This window comes from Uliginosibacterium sangjuense (assembly GCF_059132465.1).
The window spans coordinates 1,392,528-1,414,908 of the sequence record NZ_CP101132.1 but is presented as its reverse complement, the minus strand read 5'-3'; the positions used below and the strand labels follow the sequence as shown (position 1 = coordinate 1,414,908).

The window sequence follows — 22,381 nt, the reverse complement described above, 5'->3', positions numbered from 1 at the left end:
GCCAGCACGCCGCTGTGCTGACGATCAGCGCACAGACGTCTGAGGGAAAGGATCGCCATGCCCGCTGCAGCGCCCGCCACCGACACGAAGAAACCCGCCACCCCGCCACCCGCCAAGGACGACAAATCCAAGGCTGCAGGCGACAAGAATGCTGCCGGCGGCAAGGGCGGCGCGGACTCCGCCGCGCCCGGCGCCAAGCCCCCCGAGGCGAAAGCGGGGCCAGCGCAGAAAGGCGCTGCGGAAGCGGGCAAGGAGGCAGGAAAGGAGCCAGGAAAGGAGGCGGGCCAGAACGCGCAGAGCAAGGGTGGCACGCAAGGCAATGCCGCCAGCCAGCAGCGCTTCGACCGCATGGCGGTGCGTGCCAAGCTGGCGGTCAGCGAACCGGGCGACGCGGCCGAGCGGGAAGCGGATGCGGTGGCCGAGCATGTCAGCCGCGCGCTCGACCCGGCGCAGGCCCCGGCCGGTGGAGCGGGAGGCGCCGCCACAAAGGGCAAGCAGCCCGCCGGGGCCGCCGGGCCGGAGGCGGCAGCGGGCGCGCCCGGCAAAACCGGCACGCCAGCCGCTGCGGCACCCACGGCCAAGACGCCCGCCGCCGGCCCCACCGGGCGCCAGGACACGACGCCGGTTTCACGCGCCGTGGCCCAACAGGAATCGCGCCCGAACGGCAGCACCCCGCCGCCCGAGGAAAGCGGCGGCAGCGAGCCCGAGCGCGGTACCGATCCCAGCCTGTCGATCAAGTCCCAGCTCGGCCAGGGCGAACCCATGGCCGAGGACGTGCGTGCGCGCATGGAAGGCCAGCTCGGGCACGATTTCAGCCAGGTGCGCATCCACCAGGACGCGCGCGCCCATCAGTTGTGCCAGCAACTGGGCGCACTGGCCTTCACGACTGGCAACGACATCTTCTTCGCACACGGGCGCTACCAGCCAGAGAGCAAGGCGGGCCTCGCCCTGCTGGCCCATGAACTCACGCACGTGGTACAGCACCAGGATTCCGGCCCGGTGATCGCGCGCAAGGTCGATCCGGACCTCGACAGCAAGTACAAACCACGTAACGAAGCCGCCACCGAGGCCGCGCTGAAGGCGCTGGACACGCTCGATGTGCCGGCCGTCAAGGCACGCCACCTGACCTACTACCAAGGCGTCCCGCTCAAGCGCAAACGCGGCTACACGCGCGGCAACCCGGCCCAGGTCGGGGTGTGGAACGCGGGCATCACGATCACCGAAGGCAAGATCCGCGAAAAGCTGAAGGGGCGTGGCCTCACCAACGTGCCGGACGATGCGGATGAGTCCTTCAAGCTGCAGCTCGGCAACAAGAAGAAGCCGCAATCCAAGAGCATCAAGCAACTGCAGAAGCTGCTGAAGATTCCGACCTGGACGCGCCATGGTAAGCCGGTCAAGAACGGCTTCCAGGTCGACCACATCGTGGAGCTGCAGGTGTCGGGCGAGAACGGCACGGGTACCGGCAACAGCCTGGAGAACATGGAGCTGCTGGACCAGCCCAGCAACAGCAGCTCGGGTGGCGCCATCCGGGCTGGCATCTACACCAAGGTCGACGCCTACCTCAACAGCTTCAAGGCCCCGCAGCCCAAGCGCAAGACCTTCCTCAAGAACCACGACCTGGTCTTCGGCAGCGTCAAGGCGAACCTCAAGACCGGCGCCGACGCCTCGGACAGCGCGTGGTGGAACCTCACCGAGATCAAGGACGCCAAGCCGCTTGAAAGCGCCGAGAAGGCGCCGGACGTCGACGAGGAAGGCACCGACAAGGAGTTCCTGCTCGCCGACGCACCAGGCGGCATCGTGATCCAGCGCATCGCGCACAAGAGCGGCACCGGCAGTTTCCCGATCAGCGGCACGGCGCAATCAGCCATCTCCGGCCTCACGCTCAAGAACCTCAGCATCACCGAGGCTGCCAAGAAGGGCACTGGCACCGTCGGCTCGCTCGACGCTACCTGGAACCTGCCGAAGAACTGGAAGCATGCGAAGCCGGATGTCACGCTGACGCTCACCGGCGATGGCAAGTACCGTGGCTACCCCTCCAAGCTCGGCAAGCAGGCGCTGCACTTCGAGAACCTGAGCCCGGTCGAGTTCGACGACATCCTGATCGAGGACGGCAAGATACTCGGCGAAGGCCAGCTCACGCCCTCGATCCCGCTGCTCAACGCCCCCATCATGGTGCGGCTCGATGGCGACGATATCGAGTTCTTCATCCAGTTCAGCTCGGACCAGATCAATCTCTCCGCGCCGGGAGTGGAAGTCGACGAGGCCACGGTCGAGGCCGCCTATTCCGTGACCAATGGTTTCAAGCTGGGCGGCGACATCTTCTTTACCATCACCAACGTGGCCGATGGCACGCTCAAGGCCAGTTTCTCGCAGGGCAACGGGCTGTCGGTCGAGGGCAAGGTCGATTTCCAGAGCGAGCTGTTCGACAAGGCGGCCATCACCGCCTCGTGGAGCGAGAAGGAGAAGTTCGGCGCCAAGGGCGAGCTGGAGATTTCCAAGCCGGGCAAGATCAAGGGCATCAAGTCGGCCAAGCTGACCGTTGCCTACACCCAACTGAGCCAGACCTTCACCGCCTCGGGCAATGCCGAGACCGACGTGCCCGGCGTCAAGAGCTTCACCGCCGATGCGAAATTCCAGAACGAGGAGAACTTCAGCATCAACGGCAAAGCCGAGCTGGAAAAACTGCCCGGCATCAAAAGCGGCCACCTGGACATGACACTGGCCAAGGCCGCCGGCGACTGGTCGCTGGAGGGCAAGGCCAGCGCGGTCCCCGACCTGCCCAAGGGCCTCAGCGGCAGCTTCGGCGGCAGCTACAAGGATGGCCTGGTCGACCTCAATGGCCAGCTCACCTACGAGGACAGCAAGGTCTTCTCCGGCAGCTCGATCAGCATCGGCGTCACCAACGGCGGCGCGGACGAAGATGGCAAGCCGCTCGGCAAGGGTGGCGGCAAGGAGTTCGTCGTCTACGGCACGGGCAAGCTCAAGGCCAAGCTGACCGACACCATCACCGGTGATGCCACGATCAAGCTCAAGAAGGACGGCAGCATCCGCATCGCCGGCACCATCACCAAGGCCGAGGCCAAGGTCTTCGAGCGCTATCCGAAGGGGGAGGACTCGCGCAAGACCCTGTTCGACATGACCTCGCCCAAGATCCCGGTACCCGGATTGGGTATCTCGGTCGGCGGCGTGGCGGTGGGCCTCAACCTCTCGCTCAAGGGCGGGCTGTACAGCGATGCCTGGGTCGGGCCGGGCGCGTTCAAGAACATCAGCGTCGAGGTCAAGGAGTTCAATCCGGCTGAGGTCACCCTCGACAAGCTGTCGTTCGGCGGCAGCGCCAAGTTCGAGGTGCCAGCCTACGCCGGCCTGGCGGCTGACATCAACGCGCGCCTCTCACTCGATGCGGGCGTCGCCTCGGTGGGCGGCAGCGTAGGTATCGAGGGCAAGGCCGGGGTTGAACCGACGATCGAGGCCAATCCGAAATTCACCTGGAGCTATGCCGATGGCCTGGACGTGGAGAGTGACGTCACCGCGTCCCTCAAACCGGTACTGTCGGTGGGCGTCAACGGCAAGCTCTTCGCCGAGGCCAATCTGCTCGTCAAGACCGTCACCCTGTGGGAAAAGAAATTCGACGGCCCCGAGTACAAGCTGGACCCCGGAATCTCGTTCTCGGCCAAGATTTCCGCCGGCTACAACAGCGCCACCAACAAGGTGCGCTTCGGTCGCCCGGAGTTCCAGACGCCCAAGATCGATGTCGGCGAAGTCATGGCCAGCATCATGGGCAAGGGCGGCGAAAAGACGGAAACCAAACCGACCGGCGACGACAGCGTCAAGCAGAAGGCCGAGGAGAACGCCCCTGAAGCGGTGATCGAATCGCCCCCCGCAGAGACCGCGACGGAGGCCACGGAAGGCGCCACCGATCCACGCAAGCCGCGCGCGGTATCCGCCAACAGCGCAGCCGGCGGCGCGGCCACCACCGCGCGCGACCCTGGGCGCGCCATCGGCATCGGCCAGCCGCTGGACGAAGCCACGCGCGGCCATTTCGAGCAAAGCATGCAGGCGGATTTCAGCCGGGTGCAGATCCACACCGGTGCCGCAGCGGCAGAAGAAGCACAACGCCTGTCGGCGCGCGCCTTCACGGTGGGCCAGCACATCGCTTTCGCGGAAGGCGAGTTCCGCCCCGACACCGAGGAAGGCCGCGCACTGCTGGCGCACGAGCTGGCGCACGTCGTGCAGCAATCCGGCAGCAGCCCCGAGGCCCTGATGCGCTGCGCCACCACCACCTCGCCCACGGCCACGGCCGCCGCCGGCGGCAACTGCTTCAGCGTGGCCAGCGGCCCCTATGCCGGCGCCAGCCTATGCACCGATGCCGGCAACCGCTGCTTCAGCCTGCCGACCCTCCGCCTGCCGGCACTCAAGGAGCGCAATTCCACGCTGTTCCCCACGCCCTTGCCGGTGCGCCAGGGCGCCCGCCCGGCCACCGACCAGACGAATCTGTGGCGCGCTGCCGTGCAGGGATCGGCGCAGACCCGCCTCACCGAGCTGATGACGGCGGCACAAACGGCCGGCGCCGTCGACGACAGCAGCGGGCAGACCCTCTACTTCCTGACCCTGAACCGCGACCCGGACTTCCTGCTGTTCGGCACCGAGGACACGCTGCGCCCGCGCATCGAAATCCCGATCTGGGACAAGCGCGCCCGCGCCACCAACTTCCAGGTCGACCACGTACGCGAGATGCAGCTCGATGGCGTAGACGCCGACAGCAACTACGAGTTGCTGGAAGGCGAGGCGAACATGGGCGCCGGCCGCGCAATCGCCGATGAAATCCGCGAGACGATGCAGGGCGGCCTGGAGGCACTGCGTACGGCCAACCCCACAGCCACCACCATCCCCGCGCCGACGACCTGGCGCAACGTCAAGAACACTTACCGCGTCAGCTACGCCGCCCTGCGCTGGACCCTGCCGCACGATGGCTCGGCCAATGGCAGCCGCTTCTGGTCGCGACAGGAAGTGCTCGATGGCGAGCACAGCGCGATGCTGCGCCCGATGCGCGCCGCCGAGCGCAGCCGCATGGGGCGCGCGAGTTCGCCCGCCATCTTCCCGTCCATGTCCGGTGGCGAGCCCCTACCCTCGGTGCGCACGCCGCGCCGCGACTGGATTCCGCGCGTGGACCTCGTGTCCTGGACGCCCACCGACGACGCCACCGGAGACAGCCTGGGCACGCTGAGCGTCGACGTGCTGAAGGCGCGCAGCGGTGCGGCGCGTGCATCCGGCGTGGCCGTCCCGCCCGACTATCCTGCCCAGAGCTGGACGGTCAAACGCGTGCCCGGGCTCAACGCGGGTTACGTCGACCCCGCCAGCGTCAGCATGGGCGTGCGCAACAGCCTGCGCCTGCCCGGCATGAGCCCGATCGAGATGGGCGAGGTCACGCTGAGCCGCGCCGGCCTCAACGGCGAAGGGCGGGTGCTGCCGACCGTGCCCCTGATCGCCGACGCCGACATCCGCATCCGCATCAGTGGCGACGAGGCCCAGGTCTACAAGAGCTTCTCGATGGATGAGCTGGCCCTGCCCGCCCCCTTCCACATGGACAGTTGTGACCTGAGCGTCTTCTACGGCACGCGCAGCGGCCTCGGCCTGGAAGGTCGCGCCGACTTCTCGGTCGATCGCCTGGGTGCCGGCTTCCTCGGCGCGACGGCCTCCACCAGCGGAGGCTTCGCGCTGGAAGGCAGCTTCGATTTCGACAGTCAGCTCTTCGACCGCGCCAGCGTGACGATGGCATACCGAGACGACCAGTTGAGCCTGGCCGGGGACATCGGCATCGACACGCCCGACAAGATCCGCGGCATCCGAGCGGCCAACCTGCACATGGAATACGCAGCCGGCAGCTTCGAGGCCAGCGGCACGGTCGACCCGGACCTTCCCGGCGTGCGCCAGGCCGGCCTGCGCGTCAGCTATGCGGAAGAGAACGGCCTGGTCATCGGTGGCAACCTGGAACTGGAGGAGAACGCGGCCATCCGCTCCGGCTCCATCGACGTCACCCTCAGCAAACCTGCGGATCGCTGGATCGTGGCTGCGACCGGCACTGCCCAGCCGGCCATTCCCGGCGTCGACTCCACGCTCACCGTGGCCTATGACGATGGCGCTTTCGACGCCTCGTTCGAGGGCAGCTTCGAACGCGGCATGCTGTCCGGCACCGCCGAAGTCGGCGCCACCAACCGCGCGCTGGACGCCAGTGGCGAGCCCACCGGCCCGGCCGAGCCAGACGCGCCGATCATCGTCTACGGTGGCGGCTCCGCCACGATCCAGATCGCCCCCTGGCTGCAGGGCACCGCGGGCATCCGCTTCGCGCCCAATGGCGAATGCACCGTGTCCGGCGAGATCGGTCTGCCCGACACGCTGGAGATCTTCCCGCGCCAGGAGATCGACCGCGAGCTGTTCTCGCTGTCCACCCAGATTCCCATCGTGCCCGGCGTCGTCGCCGAGGTTGGCGGCAACCTGCGCGCCACGGCGGGCATCGGCCCTGGCGAACTCGACGAGGCGCGCATCGGCATCGAGTACAACCCGGAGCGCGAAGAGGACACCCACGTCACCGGCGACGCGCACCTCAACGTGCCGGCCGACGCCGGGCTGCGCCTGGGCGCGCGCGCCGGCGTGGGACTGGGCATCACCGGCGCCAGTGCCACTGGCGGCATCGAGCTGGGCGGCGCGCTGGGCATCGCCGGTGCGGCCGAAGCCAGCGTGCATGTCGACTGGATGCCCTCGCAGGGCCTGCAGATCGACGCCGACGCAGCACTGCACGCGGCGCCCCGCTTCCGCTTCGACATCTCAGGCTATGTCGCTGTCACCGCATTGGGCGCCGACATCTACGACGAGACCTGGGAGCTGGCCGCCTACGAGGTCGGCGCCGACTACGAGTTCGGTGTGCGCTTCCCGGTCAGCTACCGCGAGGGCGAGCCCTTCTCCATCTCCACCGAGGACATCGAGTTCGAGGTGCCGGAGATCGACGCCGAATCCCTCATCGGCCAGATCGGCACGGAAATCTTCTGAACGCGAGGTGACGCATGGAGCCATCCCAATTCGACTTTCACCTCGATGAGTTCAAGCAGATTCGCGACGAGGTGACGACCATGATCACCAAGACAGAACAACTCGTTCAGTACTGCGTGGTGATTGCAGCGGGTGTATTTGCCTGGTTGGCCACCGAGGCGCTGGGGACGAGCGGCGGAACACTGTGCGCCAAGCTACCTGTTGACGCCCCGCTTGCCATACGCGCCTGGTGGATACCTACCGTCGCCACGGCGGTCATCGGCCTCCTAGCGCTAGCTCGGTACATTCGGGCTCGGGAAATGGGGGCCTACCTTCAGAAACTCGAAAACGCGCTTGGGCACGCGAGCTTGGGATGGGAAAAATTCCTCAAGAAACAGCCGGCCACGGTTTCCGTAGTCACGGTCCTAAGCTGGTTCGCGATCCTGGTTTGCACGAGCTATATCGCGCTCGAGATGCAGTCCGTCGTACCCGGACTGCAGGCCTGTTCCCCTGCCCAGGCCCAGGGCAAATGAACCTCGTGCCTGCCGCCGTGTCACAGCCCGCAGCCTGGGTTAGCATTGCGCCCATACCGTCGCAACCGCCGAGAGAAGCCCCGGAACATGCGTTTTCGCGCCACGCACCTGCTCCAGCCCTTGCTGCACATCTGCTGCGCACTGACCGTATTCCATCTGCCTGAGGCCCTCGCCGCCCACGCCTACGCGCAGTTCGGCGACATCAAGTATCCCGCTGGCTTCAGCCATTTCGACTGGGTCAATCCGGCCGCGCCCAAGGGCGGCGAGATCCGGCTGGTAGCGCCCACGCGCGTGACCCAGTTCGACAAGTACAACCCCTTCACGCTCAAGGGCACGGCGCCGCCGGACCTCAGCGAGATGATGTTCGAGAGCCTGCTCACCGGCTCGCTGGACGAGCCCACCACCGCCTACGGCCTGCTCGCCGAGGACGTGAGCGTGGCGCCGGACCGCCTGTCGGCCACCTTCCGCCTCCACCCGGCGGCACGCTTCAACGATGGCTCACCGGTGCTGGCGGTCGATGTGAAGCACAGCTTCGACAGCCTGATGAGCAAGCAGGCCGCGCCGCAATTCCGCAACATCTATGCCGATGTCAAACAGGCCGTGGTGCTGGGCGAGCGCCTGGTGCGCTTCGATTTCAAGCGCCCCAGCGCCGAGCTGCCGCTGATGGTGGGCGGCCTGCCGGTGTTCTCGCGTCAATGGGGCGCGGGCAAGCCCTTCGACCAGATCGTCACCGACCTGCCGATCAGCAGCGGCCCGTACAAGATCGGGCGCATGAACTTCGGCCGCGACATCACCTATGAGCGGCGCAGCGACTACTGGGCACGCGATCTGAACGTGCGGCGCGGGCTCTACAACTTCGACCACGTCACCTACAAGATCTACAAGGACAATACCGCGCAGACCGAGGCCTACAAGGCCGGTGAGTTCGACTACATCCAGGTCTTCATCGCCCGCGAGTGGGCACGCACCTACGTCGGCAAACCTTTCGAGAACGGCACGCTGATCAAGCGCGAACTCAAGCATGGCAATGCCGGCGACTTTCAGGGCTTCCTGCTCAACACGCGGCGCGACAAGCTCAAGGACCCGCGCGTGCGCCGCGCCATCGCACTGGCCATGGACTTCGAGTGGATGAACCGCCAGTTCTTCTATAACAGCTACACCCGGGTGCGCGGCTTCTTCAATGCCAGCGACTTCGAGTCCAGCGGTCTGCCCGGCGCGGACGAACTGGCGGTACTGGAGCCGCTGCGCGACAAGCTGCCGCCTGAGGTCTTCACCCAGCCGGTACCCCTACCGCCCAGCACCACGCCACCGGGCAGCCTGCGCGCCAACCTGCGCCAGGCACGCCAGCTCTTTGCCGAGGCAGGCTGGACCTTCCGCGACGGCGCGCTACGCAACGCCAAGGGCGAGCCCTTCACGCTGGAGTTCCTCGACAGCGGCGGCAGCATGGGACGCATCGTGACGCCCTACATCCAGAACCTCGCCAAGCTGGGCGTACAGGCCGAATACAAGCTGGCCGACTTCGCCCTGCTGCAGAAACGCATGGACGTATTCGACTTCGACGTGACCAGCGTGCGCCTGGTCGGCAGCGAAGCCCCCGGCGCCGAGCTGCAGGATCGTTTCAAAAGCAGCTCGGCCGAGCAGGAAGGCTCCGGCAACCTGATGGGCGTGCGCGACCCGGCGGTCGACGCCCTGGTCGACCAGATCGTGGCCACCACCACGCGCAAGGAACTCGTCGCCCGCGTGCGCGCACTCGACCGCGTACTGCGCTTCGGCCACTACTTCGTGCCGCACTGGTACGCCCAGACTTTCCGCGTGAGCTGGCGCGCCGGCAAGTTCGAACAGCCCACGGTGATGCCCAAGTACTACCAGCCCGACAACTGGGCGGTGGCGAGCTGGTGGGCCACGAGTGCGGTGAGAAGGTGAAAGCTTTGTGATGACACGCATGAAGCCCATAGCTCTAACCCCCCCCAGCCCCCCCTTGTCAGGGGGGGAGGCCACGCTGCCAGCACCTTGCGGGACCGTAAGGTTGGGCTCCGTCCCACAGGGACCGGCCGCAACGGAGCCGGGGCCTCATGCCCCCTCCCCTGACAAGGGGGCGGAAGGGGGAATTCGCAAGGCGCTGCCTTGCGCCCCTGGAGCGGATCGGGTGTGCAAACCCGATCCTTCGGCTGGGGAGGGGTTGAGGAATGGTAGCAACAACCCAGACGTATCATTCCTGCCCTACGATCCGAAGCTCACCGAACTGGCACGCAATAACCGCAAGAATCCGTCTCCTGCCGAAACGCTTCTCTGGCAGAAGGTGCTGCGCCATCGCCAGTTTGCCCATCTGAAGTTCCTGCGCCAGAAACCCATCGGTCACTACATCGTCGACTTCTATTGCGCGCAACTGAAACTCGCGATCGAAGTCGATGGCGACAGCCATGCGGCGCAGGCTGATTACGATGTTCGGCGTACAGCCGAGCTGACTCGATTCGGAATCCGTGTGGTCCGCTACACCAATCACGACGTCATGCACAATCTGGCCGGCGTTTTCGCTGATCTATGCCTGCATACCGGGAGTGCCCACTGACCATGTGGCCCTACATCCTCAAACGCCTGCTGCTGATGATCCCCACCCTGCTGGGTGTGCTGACCATCACCTTCGTGGTGATCCAGTTCGTGCCGGGCGGGCCGGTGGAGCAGATGGTGTCGCAGTTGCAGGGGCGCAATGCGGCGGGCGAAGGCCCTGCGCAGGGTGGTGCGGGGTATCGCGGGCGGCAGGGCGTGGATGCCGAGCGCATTGCCGAGATCAAGGCGCTGTACGGCTTCGACAAGCCGGCACACGAGCGCTACTTCCAGATGCTGGGCCAGTTCATGCGCTTCGACCTGGGCAAGAGCTTCTATCACAACAAGGATGTGTGGCAGCTCATCCGCGAGAAGCTGCCGGTGTCGATCAGCCTCGGCATGTGGACCTTTCTCATCGCCTACGGCATCTCGGTACCGCTGGGCATCGCCAAGGCGGTACGCGCCGGCTCGCGCTTCGATCTGGCGAGCACCTTTCTCGTGCTGCTGGGCTATGCGATTCCCGGTTTCGTGATGGGTGTGATCCTGCTGGTGCTGCTGGCCGGCGGCAGCTTCGTGCAGTGGTTTCCGCTGCGCGGCCTGGTGTCCAGCGACTGGGAGACGCTCAGCCTCGCCGGCAAAGTGTTCGACTACCTGCGCCACATCGCACTGCCGGTCACCGCCATGGTCCTGGGCAGCTTCGCGGTGATCACCGTGATGACCAAGAACGCGATGCTGGAGGAAATCCGCAAGCAGTACGTGCTGACCGCGCGCGCCAAGGGCCTGTCGGACCGCACGGTGCTATGGCGCCATGTGTTCCGCAACGCGCTGATCCCGATCATGACCGGCTTCCCGGCCGCCTTCGTGGGCGCCTTCTTCGGCGGCTCACTGCTGATCGAAACCTTGTTCTCGCTCGACGGCCTGGGCCTGCTGTCGTATGAATCCGTCATCCGGCGCGACTACCCGGTGGTACTGGGCAGTCTGTTCCTGTTCACCCTGATCGGGCTGGTCACGACGCTGATCCGTGACCTCACCTACCTGTGGGTCGATCCGCGGGTGAAGTATGACTGAGATGACCGAGACCACCCCTGCCCTGCCCTCGCAAAGCCCGGCGCGTCGCGCCTGGCGCCGTTTCCGCGCCAATCGCCTGGGCTACTGGAGCCTGCTGGTGTTCAGCCTGCTGTTTGCGCTGAGCCTGGCGGCAGAACTGCTGTCGCACGACAAGCCGCTGCTGGTGCGCTACGAAGGCCAGTGGTACTTCCCCCTCGCGCAGACCTTGCCCGAAACCACCTTCGGCGGCGACTTCGACAGCGAGACCGACTATCACGACCCCTTCATCCGCGAACAGTTGGCACGCGAGGGCAACTTCGCACTGTTCCCGCTGAACCCGTACTACCACAGCACGATCAACTACTTCGCCAAGTCTCCCAGCCCCTCCGCACCCGATGGCAACAATCTGCTGGGCACCGACGACCGCGGGCGCGACATGGTCGCGCGCCTGCTCTACGGCTTCCGCATCTCCGTCTGTTTCGCCCTGCTGGTGTGCGTCATCACGACCCTGATGGGGGTGTGCTACGGCGCCATCCAGGGCTTCTTCGCGGGCTGGACCGACATCGCGATGGAGCGCGGCGCCGAGATCTGGGGCGCCATGCCCACGCTGTACATGCTGATCATCTTCTCCGCCCTGTTCTCGCCCAGTTTCTGGCTGCTGGTGCTACTGATCGCCGCCTTCGGCTGGCTGGGCATCGCCGCCTACGTGCGCGCCGAGTTCCTCAAGAACCGCACGCTGGACTACGTGCGCGCCGCACGCGCGCTGGGCCAGAGCCGGCGCCGCATCATCTTCCGCCACATCCTGCCCAACAGCCTCACGCCGGTCGTCACCCTGGTGCCCTTCGAGATGGCGGGTGCCATCGGCGCGCTGACCAGTCTGGACTTCCTCGGTCTCGGCATGCCACCCGACACGCCCAGCCTCGGCGCCCTGCTGGCGCAGGGCAAGGACAACCTGGACGCATGGTGGATCTCACTGTCCACGGTCGGCGTGCTGGTGCTGACCCTGTTGTTGCTGGTGCTGATCGGCGACGCGCTGCGCGACGCGCTGGACCCGCGCAAGCTGCTGGCGGAGGACGCCGCATGAACACCCCTCACACCCTGGCACCGCTGCTGCAGGTTGAGGCGCTGAACATCCACTTCGGCCCACGCCAGGTCGTGTTCGATGCCAGCTTCACGCTGGAGGCCGGGCGCAAGCTCGCCATCGTCGGCGAGTCCGGCTCAGGCAAGAGTGTCACCGCCCTGTCCCTGCTGCGCCTCATCGACAGCGCGCGGGTGAGCGGCGGCATCCGCTTCGATGGCCGCCGCGTGCTCGACATGTCGGCCACCGAGCTGCAGCAACTGCGCGGAGGCGAGATCGCGGTGATCTTCCAGGAACCGATGACCGCGCTGAACCCGGTCATGACGGTGGGCCGCCAGATCATGGAAGCCCTGCAACTGCACAAGCAGCTCGCCCCGCAGGCGGCACGCCAGCAGGCCATCGCCGCGCTGGCGCGCGTGGGTATCCCGGAACCGGCGCGGCGCGTCGACAGCTACCCGCACCAGCTCTCCGGCGGCCAGCGCCAGCGCGCGATGATCGCCATGGCCCTGGCCTGCGAGCCGCGCCTGCTGATCGCCGACGAGCCCACCACCGCGCTGGACGTAACGATCCGCCACCAGATCCTCGACCTGCTCGACGAGCTGCGCCGCGAGCGCGGCCTGGCGGTGCTGATGATCACCCACGACCTGAACCTCGTGCGGCGTTTCGCCGACGATGTCGTCGTCATGGAGAAAGGGCATATCGTCGAGGCCGCCCCCTGCACCCAGGTCATGCAGGCCCCACAACACCCCTACACGCGCAAGCTCATCGACAGCCGCCCGCAGCGCGCCCTGGGCCAGCCCGGCAGCGGCGTGGTGCTAAGTGGCGAGCAGTTGCGGGTGGACTACGCGATCCCGCGCCCCGGCGTCGCCGGCTGGTTCCGCAAGAGTCGCTTCACCGCGGTGGATGCCGTCAGCTTCCAGCTGGCGCCGGGCGAAACCCTGGGCGTGATCGGAGAATCCGGCTCGGGCAAGACCTCGCTCGCCCTGGCGCTGCTGAACCTGATTCCCGCGCAGGGCGAGATTCGGCTGGGCGAACGCCGCTGGCAGGCGCGCGGGCGCGCCGCGCAACGCGCCCTGCGCCGCGACATCCAGGTCGTGTTCCAAGATCCGCTGTCCTCGCTCTCGCCACGCCTCACCGTGGAGCAGATCGTCGGCGAAGGGCTGGAGGTGCACGCCCCCAGCCTGTCGGCAGCCGAGCGGCGCACACGCGTACTTGCCGCCCTGCAGGACGTGGGCCTCAGTGAGGACGGTCGCAGCGAACCGCTGCTTGCACGCTACCCGCACGAGTTCTCGGGCGGCCAGCGGCAGCGCATCGCCATCGCCCGCGCCCTGGTGGTGGAGCCGCGCATCCTGATTCTCGACGAACCCACCAGCGCGCTGGACGTGACGATCCAGCAGCAGGTGCTGAGCCTGTTGGCCGGCCTGCAGCAACAGCGTGGCCTGTCCTACGTGCTGGTCACGCACGACATCGACGTGATCCGCGCCATGGCGCACCGCGTGCTGGTCATGAAGGACAGCCGGGTGGTCGAGAGCGGCACGGTGGACGAGATCCTCACCCAGGCCCGCGAGCCCTATACCCGCACCCTGGTCGAAGCCGGTCTGCCGCTATAGGAAACGGGATCGGCCTATCACTTCCGGCCGATCGGCCGACTCACGCGTTGTCGCGCAAAGGCGCGTGAAATCTTGTTTTGGCTCAAGTCGCGGGACGCCCGTGCAATCCGCCTGAAACATCGCCTGCCTACAGTGGGCGCAGCTTCATCCGGATGTAACACATGTATCCCCTCGCTTTCCCGCCCTCGATGGACGCCCCTCCGCACGAGCCGCATTCTGCCGCGGCCAGCAGCCTCCATCGCATCATCGAGCAGCGTCTGCTGGACGTGGTGTTCCAGCCCATCCTCGGGCTGTCGACGCGTCATTACCTCGGCTACGAGGCGCTGACCCGGCCGCGCGACACGAGTCTGTTCGGCGGCCCGGCCGAGATGTTCGCCGCGGCCGAGCGCCTTGGCTGCGCCAATGCGCTGGACCACGCCTGCCGCACCCGCATCTTCGAGGAGTTCGCCCGCCTGCGCCTGCCCGGCACCCTGTTCCTCAACGCCACGCCGGGCAGCCTGTACGACCCCGCGTTCCAGAACGGTGCCACCCTGTCGCTGATGCGCGCGCTCAACATCACGCCCAGCCGCATCGTCATCGAGATCACCGAGAACCAGCGCATCGCCGACTTCGACCGCTTCCGCGACGCCCTGGCGCATTTCCGCAACCTCGGCTATCGCATCGCCATCGACGACCTCGGGCAGGGCATGTCCAACCTGCGCATGTGGACCGAGATCCATCCGGACTTCGTGAAGATCGACCGCCACTTCATCCACGGCGTCGCGCAGGACCCGCTCAAGTTCCAGTTGGTGCGCGCGATGCACGGCATGGCCGAGACCTGTGGTGCCTGCCTGATTGCCGAAGGCGTGGAGCAGCCCGAGGACTTCCGCACCCTGCGTGACATCGGCATCCCCTTCGTCCAGGGTTACTTCATCGCCCGTCCGCAGCCAGAGCCCGCCCTGCAGGTGAGCGAGGCTGTGCTGGGGGCGCTGGCCGCCACCCGCATCGCGGTCTTCCCCGGCTTCACCGCCGCGCCCTCCGGCAACGTGACGGCCCGCGCGCTGCTGCGCAGCGTCGTCGCGGCGCCGCCCCAGATGCCCAATGACGCGGTGTTCACCCGCTTCGAGGCAGACCCCACGCTGCAGGCCATCCCGGTCGTGGACAACGCGGGAGTACCGCGCGGCATCATCATGCGCGCCAACCTGATCGACCGTTTCGCCCGCCCCTACCGGCGCGAGATCTATGGTCGCAAGCCCTGCACCCAGTTGATGGACGCCTCGCCGCTGATCATCGACGAGAGCATGCCAATCCAGGAACTGTCGCGCCTGGTCACCAGCGCCGCACAGGCCGGCATTCCGGAGAGCTTCATCATCACCGAGGAGGGGCGCTACCTCGGCGTAGGCAGCATCAGCGACATGGTGGCACTGATCACCGACATGCAGATCCGTGCTGCGCGCTATGCCAATCCGCTGACGCAACTACCCGGCAACGTGCCGATCAACGAGCACATCGAGCGCCTGCTGGAGAGCGACTCCGGTTTCGTCGCCTGCTACGCGGACCTCGACTGCTTCAAGCCCTTCAACGACGTCTACGGCTACCGTCGCGGCGACGACCTGATCCAGCTCGTGGCCCAGTTGCTCACCGAATGCAGCGACGTGCGCCACGACTTCGTGGGCCATATCGGCGGCGACGACTTCCTGGTGCTGTTCCAGAGCCGCGACTGGCAGGCGCGCTGCGAGCAGGTGCTCGCCGCCTTCAGCGAACGTGCGCAGGGCTTCTTCGCCGAAGAGGATCGCATCAGAGGCGGCATCCACACCGAGGACCGTCTCGGCCGCAGCGTGTTCCACCCGCTGCCCACGCTGTCCATCGGCGCGCTGCCGGTCGAACCCGGCGGCTTCGGCTCGCACCACGAGATTTCGGCCGCCGCGGCCGAAGCCAAGAAACAGGCCAAGCGGATCAGTGGCAACAGCCTGTTCGTCGAGCGCCGCCAGCCCCCGCCACGCGTGGCGGAGCGCCATCAGGCGCGGCGCGAGTCGACGTAGGCCTGGGCCGCCGTCACGAAGCGCTGGCGTGCGGCCAGGTCGTCGATTTCCGGGGCCAGCTCGGCCAGCAGGGATTCGACATTGCTGGCACTGCGCCGGGCGTTCTCCACCAGCACGCTGGCGAAAGGCCCCACGTCCTCGGCCAGGCGGTGGACCAGGAAGCGCTGCAACTCGCCGTCGTCCTTGTCCAACTGGCGGCCCGCCCGGCCCGGCTCGTCCGCGGACGGTTCGTCGATGCGCAGTTGCAGCAGGCCCTCGACGGCGGCGGCGCCGTCCAGCGGCATGAAGTGCAAGGGCGAATCCGGCCAGTCGCGTGCGTACTGCGCGAACTCCGGGGTCGCCACCGCCCCCCGCTCCAGCACCAGGCGACGCAGGATGCTGTGGGCCGAGCGGATCGCCGAGCCCACGTAGCGCTCACTTTTTCCCTCCTGGGCGGAGAAGACCACGCCATGATGAACCAGCATGCGGACCCGCTCGTCCCCATGCTTGCCCTCGAACAGGCGCGCACTGGCGGCGGCACGGCGCAGCACGCTGCCCACCGGGGCATTGGGCGGCAGCACCAGGGTCAGGCCGTCGGCGGCATCGGCGCGCGACTGGCGCTGCACGCCACTGCTTTGCGCGACGGAAGAAACCAGCAGATGGGCCAGGGCGTCCACGCGGGCCGCCAGGGGGTGCACGGCACCCTGCGGCGCCAGCTCCACGGCCACGACGGTCGCCAGGATGGGTTGTTGCATGTTGGGGTTTGCCATCGAGCTCTCCGAAACCTGCGTCCGCCGGCTCAATCGCGCTTACCGGTCGCCTGCTGTGCGTGCAGGACGCGCATGGCTTTCTCGATACTGCGCCGCATGCGGTTGAAGGAGGCATGCAGGCGGGCGATCTCGGCCGCGCCCTGCTCCTCGAACTCAGGCAGGTCCAGGTGGCCACGGCTGACCATGTCGCTCAGTTCGCACACCCGCTCGATGGGCTTCACAATCAGGCGCGAGAGCATCAGGTTGATGAGCAGGAAGAGAATCACGAAGAGCCCGCCCAGCACCGCCAGGAAGGCGTAGAAAGCGCGCTGCGCGTTATGCACCGGCAGGCTCATCGGCACCGAGATGATCTGCGCACCGACCACTTCGTCGAGGCTCCAGCCAAAGCCCCCTTCGGTGCCATATTTGGCCACCAGCGAGGCCGGCGCGGCCTGCGGCGAGGTATGGCAGGCCAGGCATTGCGGATTGGTGATACGGATCGGCCGCGCGATGTAGAGCGTCGGGCCACGCTCCCCGAGGCGCTCGCCGACCACGTCGCCACTGACCGCGCCACTGCGGAAGCGCTCCACGATCTCCTGCTCCCAGGCCACCGCACGGTCGCGCGGGTTGGTCGGGTTCAGGGTCGCCTCGCGGTAGGAGAATTCGGGATACTTGGTACGCAGGCGGTCGAAGGTCTCGATCGCAGCGAAGGCGGGCACGGTCTGGGGCAGGAACTCCTGCTCCAGCATCGGATCGAGGCGCGGCTTGATCTGCTCCACCGTGTAGGCGCGCACCGACATCGCGGTTTCCATCAGCAGGTTGGCGTTGCGCCGCACGTCCTCTTTGGCGTTATCGACCAGCACGTAGTGCGCCACCAGCGCGCAGGCGGCAAAGCCCAGCGCAAACACGGTGGTCAGGACGATGTTGAAGCGCGTTCGGATTCGCATTGTCGGGGTTCTCTTCTGTGGGTTGTTTTGGTGTTATTTATTTCGTCGCGCTCGGGCTGGGTAGGCTCGAACGCAACGGCAGGCCGGATTCTTTGGCGGCGCAGCAGAAGGGTCAAGATGGCTAATCGGGGAATTAGCGGTATTCGACACATTTGCTTCTGAACCAGAGCCTACATGGAGGAGCAATATCGCCAGGCGGTCGATAAACAGACATGAACGGGCGGGCAGTCAACAAGGTTCGTCTTCGCTGCCGCCTTGCCACTGTCGGGCGCACGCGATGCACGCCCGGCCGGCTATGCGGACCGGGCGCAGGATGCCGCACCGCAGTATTTTTGCCCGGAACAGATCAATGGTGTTGACCTTGAGTTAGTAAATGCGAATAATTCGTAACAAGAACATAACACCTCCCCCGGGTCCCAGCATGTCCAGTGCGCTCACTCATCGCCCCAGCTACGCCTCTCAAGACGGCAGCTTGCCCGCCACGCACCGGCTTGCGGCGGTGGGAGTGGTCGTCGCGCTCCATCTGCTGGCCGGCTGGGCCATGTGGAAGATGGTGATCCACCCGGTCCTGCAGCCCGAGCATGTGGTGCAGGTCAGTTGGGTCGCGCCGCCGCAGCCGACCGTGGAGCCACCCCGCCCCACGCCACCAAAACCGCAACCCAAGCAGCCGCCCAAGCCCGCGCCGGTCATCGCCGCCGCGCCCACTCCCCAGCCGACGCCTGCCACCATGGTGGTCGCGCCCGATCCGACCCCCGCCCCGGCGGTGGAGTCGACCGCGCCGCCGACGCCTGCCGCGACGCCCGCCCCCCCTGCGCCGCAGCCGCGCACCGTGTCGATCTCGGAACTGGGCCTGCGCGTACCGGCCAAGCCGGAATGGCCACGCCTGTCGATCAAGCTGGGTGAGCAAGGCCGTGTGCTGGTGCGCGTCCTGGTTGACACCCAAGGCAAGGTGGCGCAGGCCTTTGTCCAGCAATCCAGCGGTTTCGAGCGTCTCGATCGCGCCGCCGTGCGCGCCGTGGAACGCGCCGAACTGAACCCCTATATGGAAGGTGGTCGTGCCGTGCCGGCCTGGGCCATCTACCCCGTCGAATTCAAACTTGAGTAAAGGAACGCAGTCATGAACGAAGCTGGAGCAATTGCGGCGGGTGCCGCCACGCAAGGCATGGGTTTTGCCCACTTCATCGCGCAGAGCGATGCCATTGGCAAGGGCCTGCTGGTGATCCTGGTGCTGATGTCGGCGATCTCGTGGACCCTGATCGTGATGAAGGGCGTCACCCTGTTCCTGCGCAAGCGCCGCTCGGACGCCTTCCTCCACACCTTCTGGAACGCCAGCTCGCTGGAGGCGGTGGAACACGAGATCAGCACCCACGGCGCGCACTGCCCCTTCTCCCACCTCGCCTCGCATGCGCTGCACGCGCGTCGCCACCACGCCCGCTACGGCGCAGCCAAGCTGGAGGAGGCCGGCAGCCCGCAGGACTTCATCACCCGCACCATGCGCAAGGTGCTGGATGAAGAGACCTCGCGCGTCGAGAACGGCCTGACCATGCTGGCCACCATCGGCGCCACGGCGCCCTTCGTGGGTCTGTTCGGCACCGTGTGGGGCGTCTATCACGCGCTGATCGCCATCGGCATGAGCGGCGCCGGCACGCTGGACAAGGTTGCCGGCCCGGTCGGCGAGGCGCTGATCATGACCGGCATCGGCCTGGCCGTCGCCATCCCGGCGGTGATGGGCTACAACTGGCTGACCCGCAGCAACCGCGTACTGTTGTCCAAGCTGGATGCCTTCGCCTACGAACTCTTCACCTTCCTCTCGCTGGGGCAGCCCCTGGCCCGCGGCGAAGTCTCCCCCGCCAATGTGACCAGCCTGGCGCCGCGCGCCGTGCAAGGCTGAGGAGCCCGCCATGGCCTTCGGAAGCTTCAACAACAAGACGAGCAGCGCACCGATGGCGGAGATCAACATGGTCCCGCTGATCGACGTGATGCTGGTACTGCTGGTGATCTTCATCGTCACCGCCCCGCTGCTGACCCACGCGGTCAAGCTGGATCTCCCCAAGGTCAGTTCGGAGGTCAACCAGTTGCAGCCGGAGAAGATCGAGTTCGCCATCGACGCCGGCGGCACCCTGTACTGGAACGGCGAGGTGGTCGACCGCGCCACCGTGCAGGCGCGCTTCCAGGCGGAAGGGCAGAAGACCGTACAGCCGGAGATTCACCTGCGTGCCGACGAGAACGCCCCTTACAAGTTCGTCGCTCAGACCCTGGGCGACGCCTCCAAGGCGGGCTTGAGCAAGATCGGCTTCGTGTCGCAACCGGATACGCCCTGAGAACGAATCATGTGCCCGCAGGACCCCAGCTCACCCGCCGTCCCCCCGCCCCAGGTCACCGCACCGACTGCGCCACCGCGCATCGCCAGCCGCAGCCTGCTGGGTGAGCACGACGAGGTGGAGATCGAGCACGAAGGCCAGCTCTACCGCCTGCGGCGCACCGCGCTCGGCAAACTGATCCTGACCAAGTAAAGAACACCCGGGCGACGCCCCCGCCGCCCACGATTCACCAAAATCCGCACCAGCCAGCCGTCGCCAGCCAGTGTGCATGCCCTTAGAGAGAGCACCATGCTGACGAAAAAACCCATCGCCCTGGCGCTGAGCCCCAGCGCCTCCCGCACCCTGCTGCCGCTGGGTGCCATGATCTTCTCCGGCCTGTCGATGGCCCAGACAGCCCCCGCCACCCCCAAGGCGGAATCGACCCTGCCGACCGCGACGGCCACCGCCACCAAGGAGGCCCCGCAGGACGGCTACCGCGCCACCAGCACGCGCGTCGGCAAGACCCTGCAGGACCCGCATGACATCCCGCAGGCGATCACCACGCTCACCAACCAGTTGATGGAAGAGCAACAGGTCGGTTCGCTGAAGGAGGCACTGCGCAACGTCTCCGGCCTCACCTTCAACGCGGCAGAAGGCGGCCGTTCGGGTGACAACATGATGTTGCGCGGCTTCTATTCCTTCGGCGACCTCTACCTGGATGGCATGCGCGACACCGCGCAGTACAACCGTGAAACCTTCAACCTGGAACAGGTCGATGTGCTGCGCGGTTCCGCCGCCATGCTGTTTGGCCGCGGCCAGGCCGGCGGCGTGATCAACCAGGTGAGCAAGCAACCGATGCGCGTCGACAGCAACAAGGTCACCGCCAGCGTGGGCACCGACCAGTACCGCGAGGTCACCGGCGACTTCAACAAGGCCCTGGGCGAATCCTCAGGCATCCGCCTCAACGTCTTCAACCGCGACGAAAGCAGTTGGCGCGAGAACCCGGCCAACGGCGCCAACCCGGAAATCCACCGCAACGGCCTGGCTCTGGCCGCCGCCACCGGCATCGGCGAGCGCGACGAATTCCAGTTCAACCACGTCGTCACCAAGACCATGGACATCCCGGACTACGGCGTGTCCTTCGACAACAGCACCCACCGCGTCAACACCAACTTCCCGCCCGAGTACTTCTGGGGCCTGCACAACAACTTCGACGACAGCGAAACGGCCGTCACCACCGGCACCCACATCCACCGCTTCAGCCCGGTGAGCCAGTTGCGTACCTCGGTGCGCGCCGGCAAGTACGACCGCGTGTACTGGGCCAAGACGCCCAGCGCCACCCTGGCGCCCAGCGCCACCGGCGCCACCGGCGGCAACCAGAACCGCTACATGGAGTACCAGACGACTGCGCTGCAGTCGGACTACAACAACAAGCTGGAACTGCTGGGCATGAAGCATGAGCTGATCACCGGCATCGAGTACTTCCATGAAGAGAACGACCGCTCCGGCCTGCAGAACCTGGGTACCGCCAGCGCGCCCTACTACACGCCCGCCGTGCGTGCCAACAACTCGACGACCTTCCACGCCAACAGCTACGCCTTCTACGCCCAGGACTCCATCGAGTTCGTGCGCGACTGGACGCTGACCCTGGGCGGCCGGCGCGACAAGATGAAGGCGCTCTACTCCAGCGCCACCGCACCCAGCCTCGAGTACGGCGAGAACAGCTACCGCGGCGGCCTGTCCTGGAAGCCCACTGAGGCGCAGCATTACTACGTGAGCTACTCGGACTCCTTCAGCCCGACGGCCGACCTCTACCAACTGACCGTGCAGGCGCAACCGCCCGAGCGCTCCAACACCGTTGAAGTGGGCGGCAAGTGGCTGTTCATGGGCGGCGATCTGTCCTTCACCACCGCGCTGTACTCCACCACCAAGGAATGGGAACGCAACACCGACCTGGAGTCCACCGCCTCCATCCTGACCAAGAAGCGCCGCACGCGTGGCGTCGAGTTCGAAGTCACCGGCAGCATCACGCCCGCCTGGCAGATCTTCTCCGGCCTGTCGCTGATGGACGCGGAAATCCAGGAAGTGGCGGAGAACTACAACGCCAACGGCACCGTGACCAAGGCCGACCCGCGCCTCCAAGGCCAGACCCCGCGCAACACGCCGGACTACACCTTCAACCTGTGGACCACCTATCGCGTGGCCCCGCACTGGAAGGTCGGCGGCGGCGTCGAGGCTAAGGGCAAGCGCTACGTCTACCAGCCCTCGACCGCCAACGCGAACAGCCTGTTCGATGCCAATGGCAACTTCAACCCGAACACCGCACCGGCCTACCAACGCTGGGACCTGATGGTGGCCTACGAGCAGTTGAGCTACGCGATCCGGGTGAACCTGCGCAACGTGTTCGACAAGGTCTACTACGACGCGCTGTACGACAACGGTGGCTTCGCCGTGCCGGGCACGCGCCGTGCCGTGATCGTGACCGGGGAGTACAAGTTCTGATCGGTCTTGACCGTTCAACTCCCTCCGTCAGCGCAGGTGCCGCAAGGC

General features: G+C 66.6%; 15 protein-coding genes. 13 read left to right on the top strand and 2 right to left on the bottom strand.

Annotation, left to right across the window (positions count from 1 at the left end; genetic code table 11):
* Nucleotides 1-57: 57 nt before the first annotated feature.
* The 8 genes from NMB43_RS06470 (at nucleotide 58) to NMB43_RS06435 (ending at nucleotide 15,856) form a co-directional block, all read left to right on the top strand.
* Complete coding sequence (locus tag NMB43_RS06470) at nucleotides 58-7,044, top strand: eCIS core domain-containing protein (RefSeq protein ID WP_494351332.1); 6,987 nt, start codon at nucleotides 58-60, stop codon at nucleotides 7,042-7,044.
* Between the two features lie 14 nt (nucleotides 7,045-7,058).
* Nucleotides 7,059-7,556, top strand: a complete 498-nt coding sequence (locus NMB43_RS06465) for a hypothetical protein (RefSeq protein WP_494351331.1) — start codon at nucleotides 7,059-7,061, stop codon at nucleotides 7,554-7,556.
* A gap of 87 nt (nucleotides 7,557-7,643) precedes the next feature.
* Complete coding sequence (locus NMB43_RS06460) at nucleotides 7,644-9,479, top strand: extracellular solute-binding protein (RefSeq protein WP_494351330.1); 1,836 nt, start codon at nucleotides 7,644-7,646, stop codon at nucleotides 9,477-9,479.
* Nucleotides 9,480-9,702: 223 nt separating this feature from the next.
* Nucleotides 9,703-10,125, top strand: coding sequence for an endonuclease domain-containing protein (locus NMB43_RS06455; protein WP_494351329.1), 423 nt, complete (start codon nucleotides 9,703-9,705; stop codon nucleotides 10,123-10,125).
* 2 nt (nucleotides 10,126-10,127) lie between these two features.
* A complete protein-coding gene (locus tag NMB43_RS06450) occupies nucleotides 10,128-11,168 on the top strand; it encodes a microcin C ABC transporter permease YejB (protein ID WP_494351328.1) in 1,041 nt (346 codons plus the stop codon).
* A gap of 1 nt (nucleotide 11,169) precedes the next feature.
* Nucleotides 11,170-12,231, top strand: a complete 1,062-nt coding sequence (locus NMB43_RS06445) for an ABC transporter permease (protein WP_494351327.1) — start codon at nucleotides 11,170-11,172, stop codon at nucleotides 12,229-12,231.
* Nucleotides 12,228-13,835 (top strand): ABC transporter ATP-binding protein, encoded by a 1,608-nt coding sequence (locus NMB43_RS06440; protein ID WP_494351326.1) that lies wholly within the window; start codon nucleotides 12,228-12,230, stop codon nucleotides 13,833-13,835. The genes NMB43_RS06445 and NMB43_RS06440 overlap by 4 nt, the downstream gene beginning before the upstream one ends.
* Nucleotides 13,836-13,996: 161 nt before the next feature.
* Nucleotides 13,997-15,856: a GGDEF domain-containing protein gene (locus tag NMB43_RS06435; protein WP_494351325.1), complete on the top strand. Its 1,860-nt coding sequence runs from the start codon at nucleotides 13,997-13,999 to the stop codon at nucleotides 15,854-15,856.
* On the opposite strand, the gene NMB43_RS06430 is transcribed toward NMB43_RS06435, so the two are convergent.
* Together NMB43_RS06430 and NMB43_RS06425 are read right to left on the bottom strand one after the other, a co-directional pair.
* Nucleotides 15,832-16,605 (bottom strand): DUF8082 domain-containing protein, encoded by a 774-nt coding sequence (locus tag NMB43_RS06430; RefSeq protein WP_494351324.1) that lies wholly within the window; start codon nucleotides 16,603-16,605, stop codon nucleotides 15,832-15,834. The genes NMB43_RS06435 and NMB43_RS06430 overlap by 25 nt on opposite strands.
* Before the next feature lie 29 nt (nucleotides 16,606-16,634).
* A complete protein-coding gene (locus NMB43_RS06425) occupies nucleotides 16,635-17,531 on the bottom strand; it encodes a Tll0287-like domain-containing protein (protein ID WP_494351323.1) in 897 nt (298 codons plus the stop codon).
* Between the two features lie 421 nt (nucleotides 17,532-17,952).
* Here NMB43_RS06425 and NMB43_RS06420 point away from each other — a divergent pair, with 421 nt between their 5' ends.
* The 5 genes from NMB43_RS06420 to NMB43_RS06400 all read left to right on the top strand — a co-directional run bounded on the left by NMB43_RS06420 (nucleotide 17,953) and on the right by NMB43_RS06400 (nucleotide 22,333).
* The gene (locus NMB43_RS06420; RefSeq protein ID WP_494351322.1) at nucleotides 17,953-18,636 is read left to right on the top strand and encodes an energy transducer TonB; all 684 of its coding nucleotides are present in this window, start codon (nucleotides 17,953-17,955) and stop codon (nucleotides 18,634-18,636) included.
* Between the two features lie 12 nt (nucleotides 18,637-18,648).
* A complete protein-coding gene (locus NMB43_RS06415; RefSeq protein WP_494351321.1) occupies nucleotides 18,649-19,422 on the top strand; it encodes a MotA/TolQ/ExbB proton channel family protein in 774 nt (257 codons plus the stop codon).
* Between the two features lie 10 nt (nucleotides 19,423-19,432).
* On the top strand, nucleotides 19,433-19,852 hold the full coding sequence (locus NMB43_RS06410; protein WP_494351320.1) for an ExbD/TolR family protein: 420 nt from the start codon (nucleotides 19,433-19,435) through the stop codon (nucleotides 19,850-19,852).
* A 9-nt stretch (nucleotides 19,853-19,861) separates the two neighbouring features.
* A complete protein-coding gene (gene hemP / locus NMB43_RS06405) occupies nucleotides 19,862-20,044 on the top strand; it encodes a hemin uptake protein HemP (protein ID WP_494351319.1) in 183 nt (60 codons plus the stop codon).
* Nucleotides 20,045-20,140: 96 nt separating this feature from the next.
* The gene (locus NMB43_RS06400; RefSeq protein WP_494351318.1) at nucleotides 20,141-22,333 is read left to right on the top strand and encodes a TonB-dependent receptor; all 2,193 of its coding nucleotides are present in this window, start codon (nucleotides 20,141-20,143) and stop codon (nucleotides 22,331-22,333) included.
* Nucleotides 22,334-22,381 lie beyond the last annotated feature (48 nt).

What these genes read in the sequence shown, in the direction of transcription:
- NMB43_RS06470 (WP_494351332.1), top strand. Translation starts at nt 58, where the DNA reads ATGCCCGCTGCAGCGCCCGCCACCGACACGAAGAAACCCGCCACCCCG.
- NMB43_RS06465 (WP_494351331.1), top strand. Translation starts at nt 7,059, where the DNA reads ATGGAGCCATCCCAATTCGACTTTCACCTCGATGAGTTCAAGCAGATT.
- NMB43_RS06460 (WP_494351330.1), top strand. Translation starts at nt 7,644, where the DNA reads ATGCGTTTTCGCGCCACGCACCTGCTCCAGCCCTTGCTGCACATCTGC.
- NMB43_RS06450 (WP_494351328.1), top strand. Translation starts at nt 10,128, where the DNA reads ATGTGGCCCTACATCCTCAAACGCCTGCTGCTGATGATCCCCACCCTG.
- NMB43_RS06445 (WP_494351327.1), top strand. Translation starts at nt 11,170, where the DNA reads ATGACCGAGACCACCCCTGCCCTGCCCTCGCAAAGCCCGGCGCGTCGC.
- NMB43_RS06440 (WP_494351326.1), top strand. Translation starts at nt 12,228, where the DNA reads ATGAACACCCCTCACACCCTGGCACCGCTGCTGCAGGTTGAGGCGCTG.
- NMB43_RS06435 (WP_494351325.1), top strand. Translation starts at nt 13,997, where the DNA reads ATGTATCCCCTCGCTTTCCCGCCCTCGATGGACGCCCCTCCGCACGAG.
- NMB43_RS06430 (WP_494351324.1), bottom strand. Translation starts at nt 16,605, where the DNA reads ATGGCAAACCCCAACATGCAACAACCCATCCTGGCGACCGTCGTGGCC.
- NMB43_RS06425 (WP_494351323.1), bottom strand. Translation starts at nt 17,531, where the DNA reads ATGCGAATCCGAACGCGCTTCAACATCGTCCTGACCACCGTGTTTGCG.
- NMB43_RS06420 (WP_494351322.1), top strand. Translation starts at nt 17,953, where the DNA reads ATGTCCAGTGCGCTCACTCATCGCCCCAGCTACGCCTCTCAAGACGGC.
- NMB43_RS06415 (WP_494351321.1), top strand. Translation starts at nt 18,649, where the DNA reads ATGAACGAAGCTGGAGCAATTGCGGCGGGTGCCGCCACGCAAGGCATG.
- NMB43_RS06410 (WP_494351320.1), top strand. Translation starts at nt 19,433, where the DNA reads ATGGCCTTCGGAAGCTTCAACAACAAGACGAGCAGCGCACCGATGGCG.
- hemP (WP_494351319.1), top strand. Translation starts at nt 19,862, where the DNA reads ATGTGCCCGCAGGACCCCAGCTCACCCGCCGTCCCCCCGCCCCAGGTC.
- NMB43_RS06400 (WP_494351318.1), top strand. Translation starts at nt 20,141, where the DNA reads ATGCTGACGAAAAAACCCATCGCCCTGGCGCTGAGCCCCAGCGCCTCC.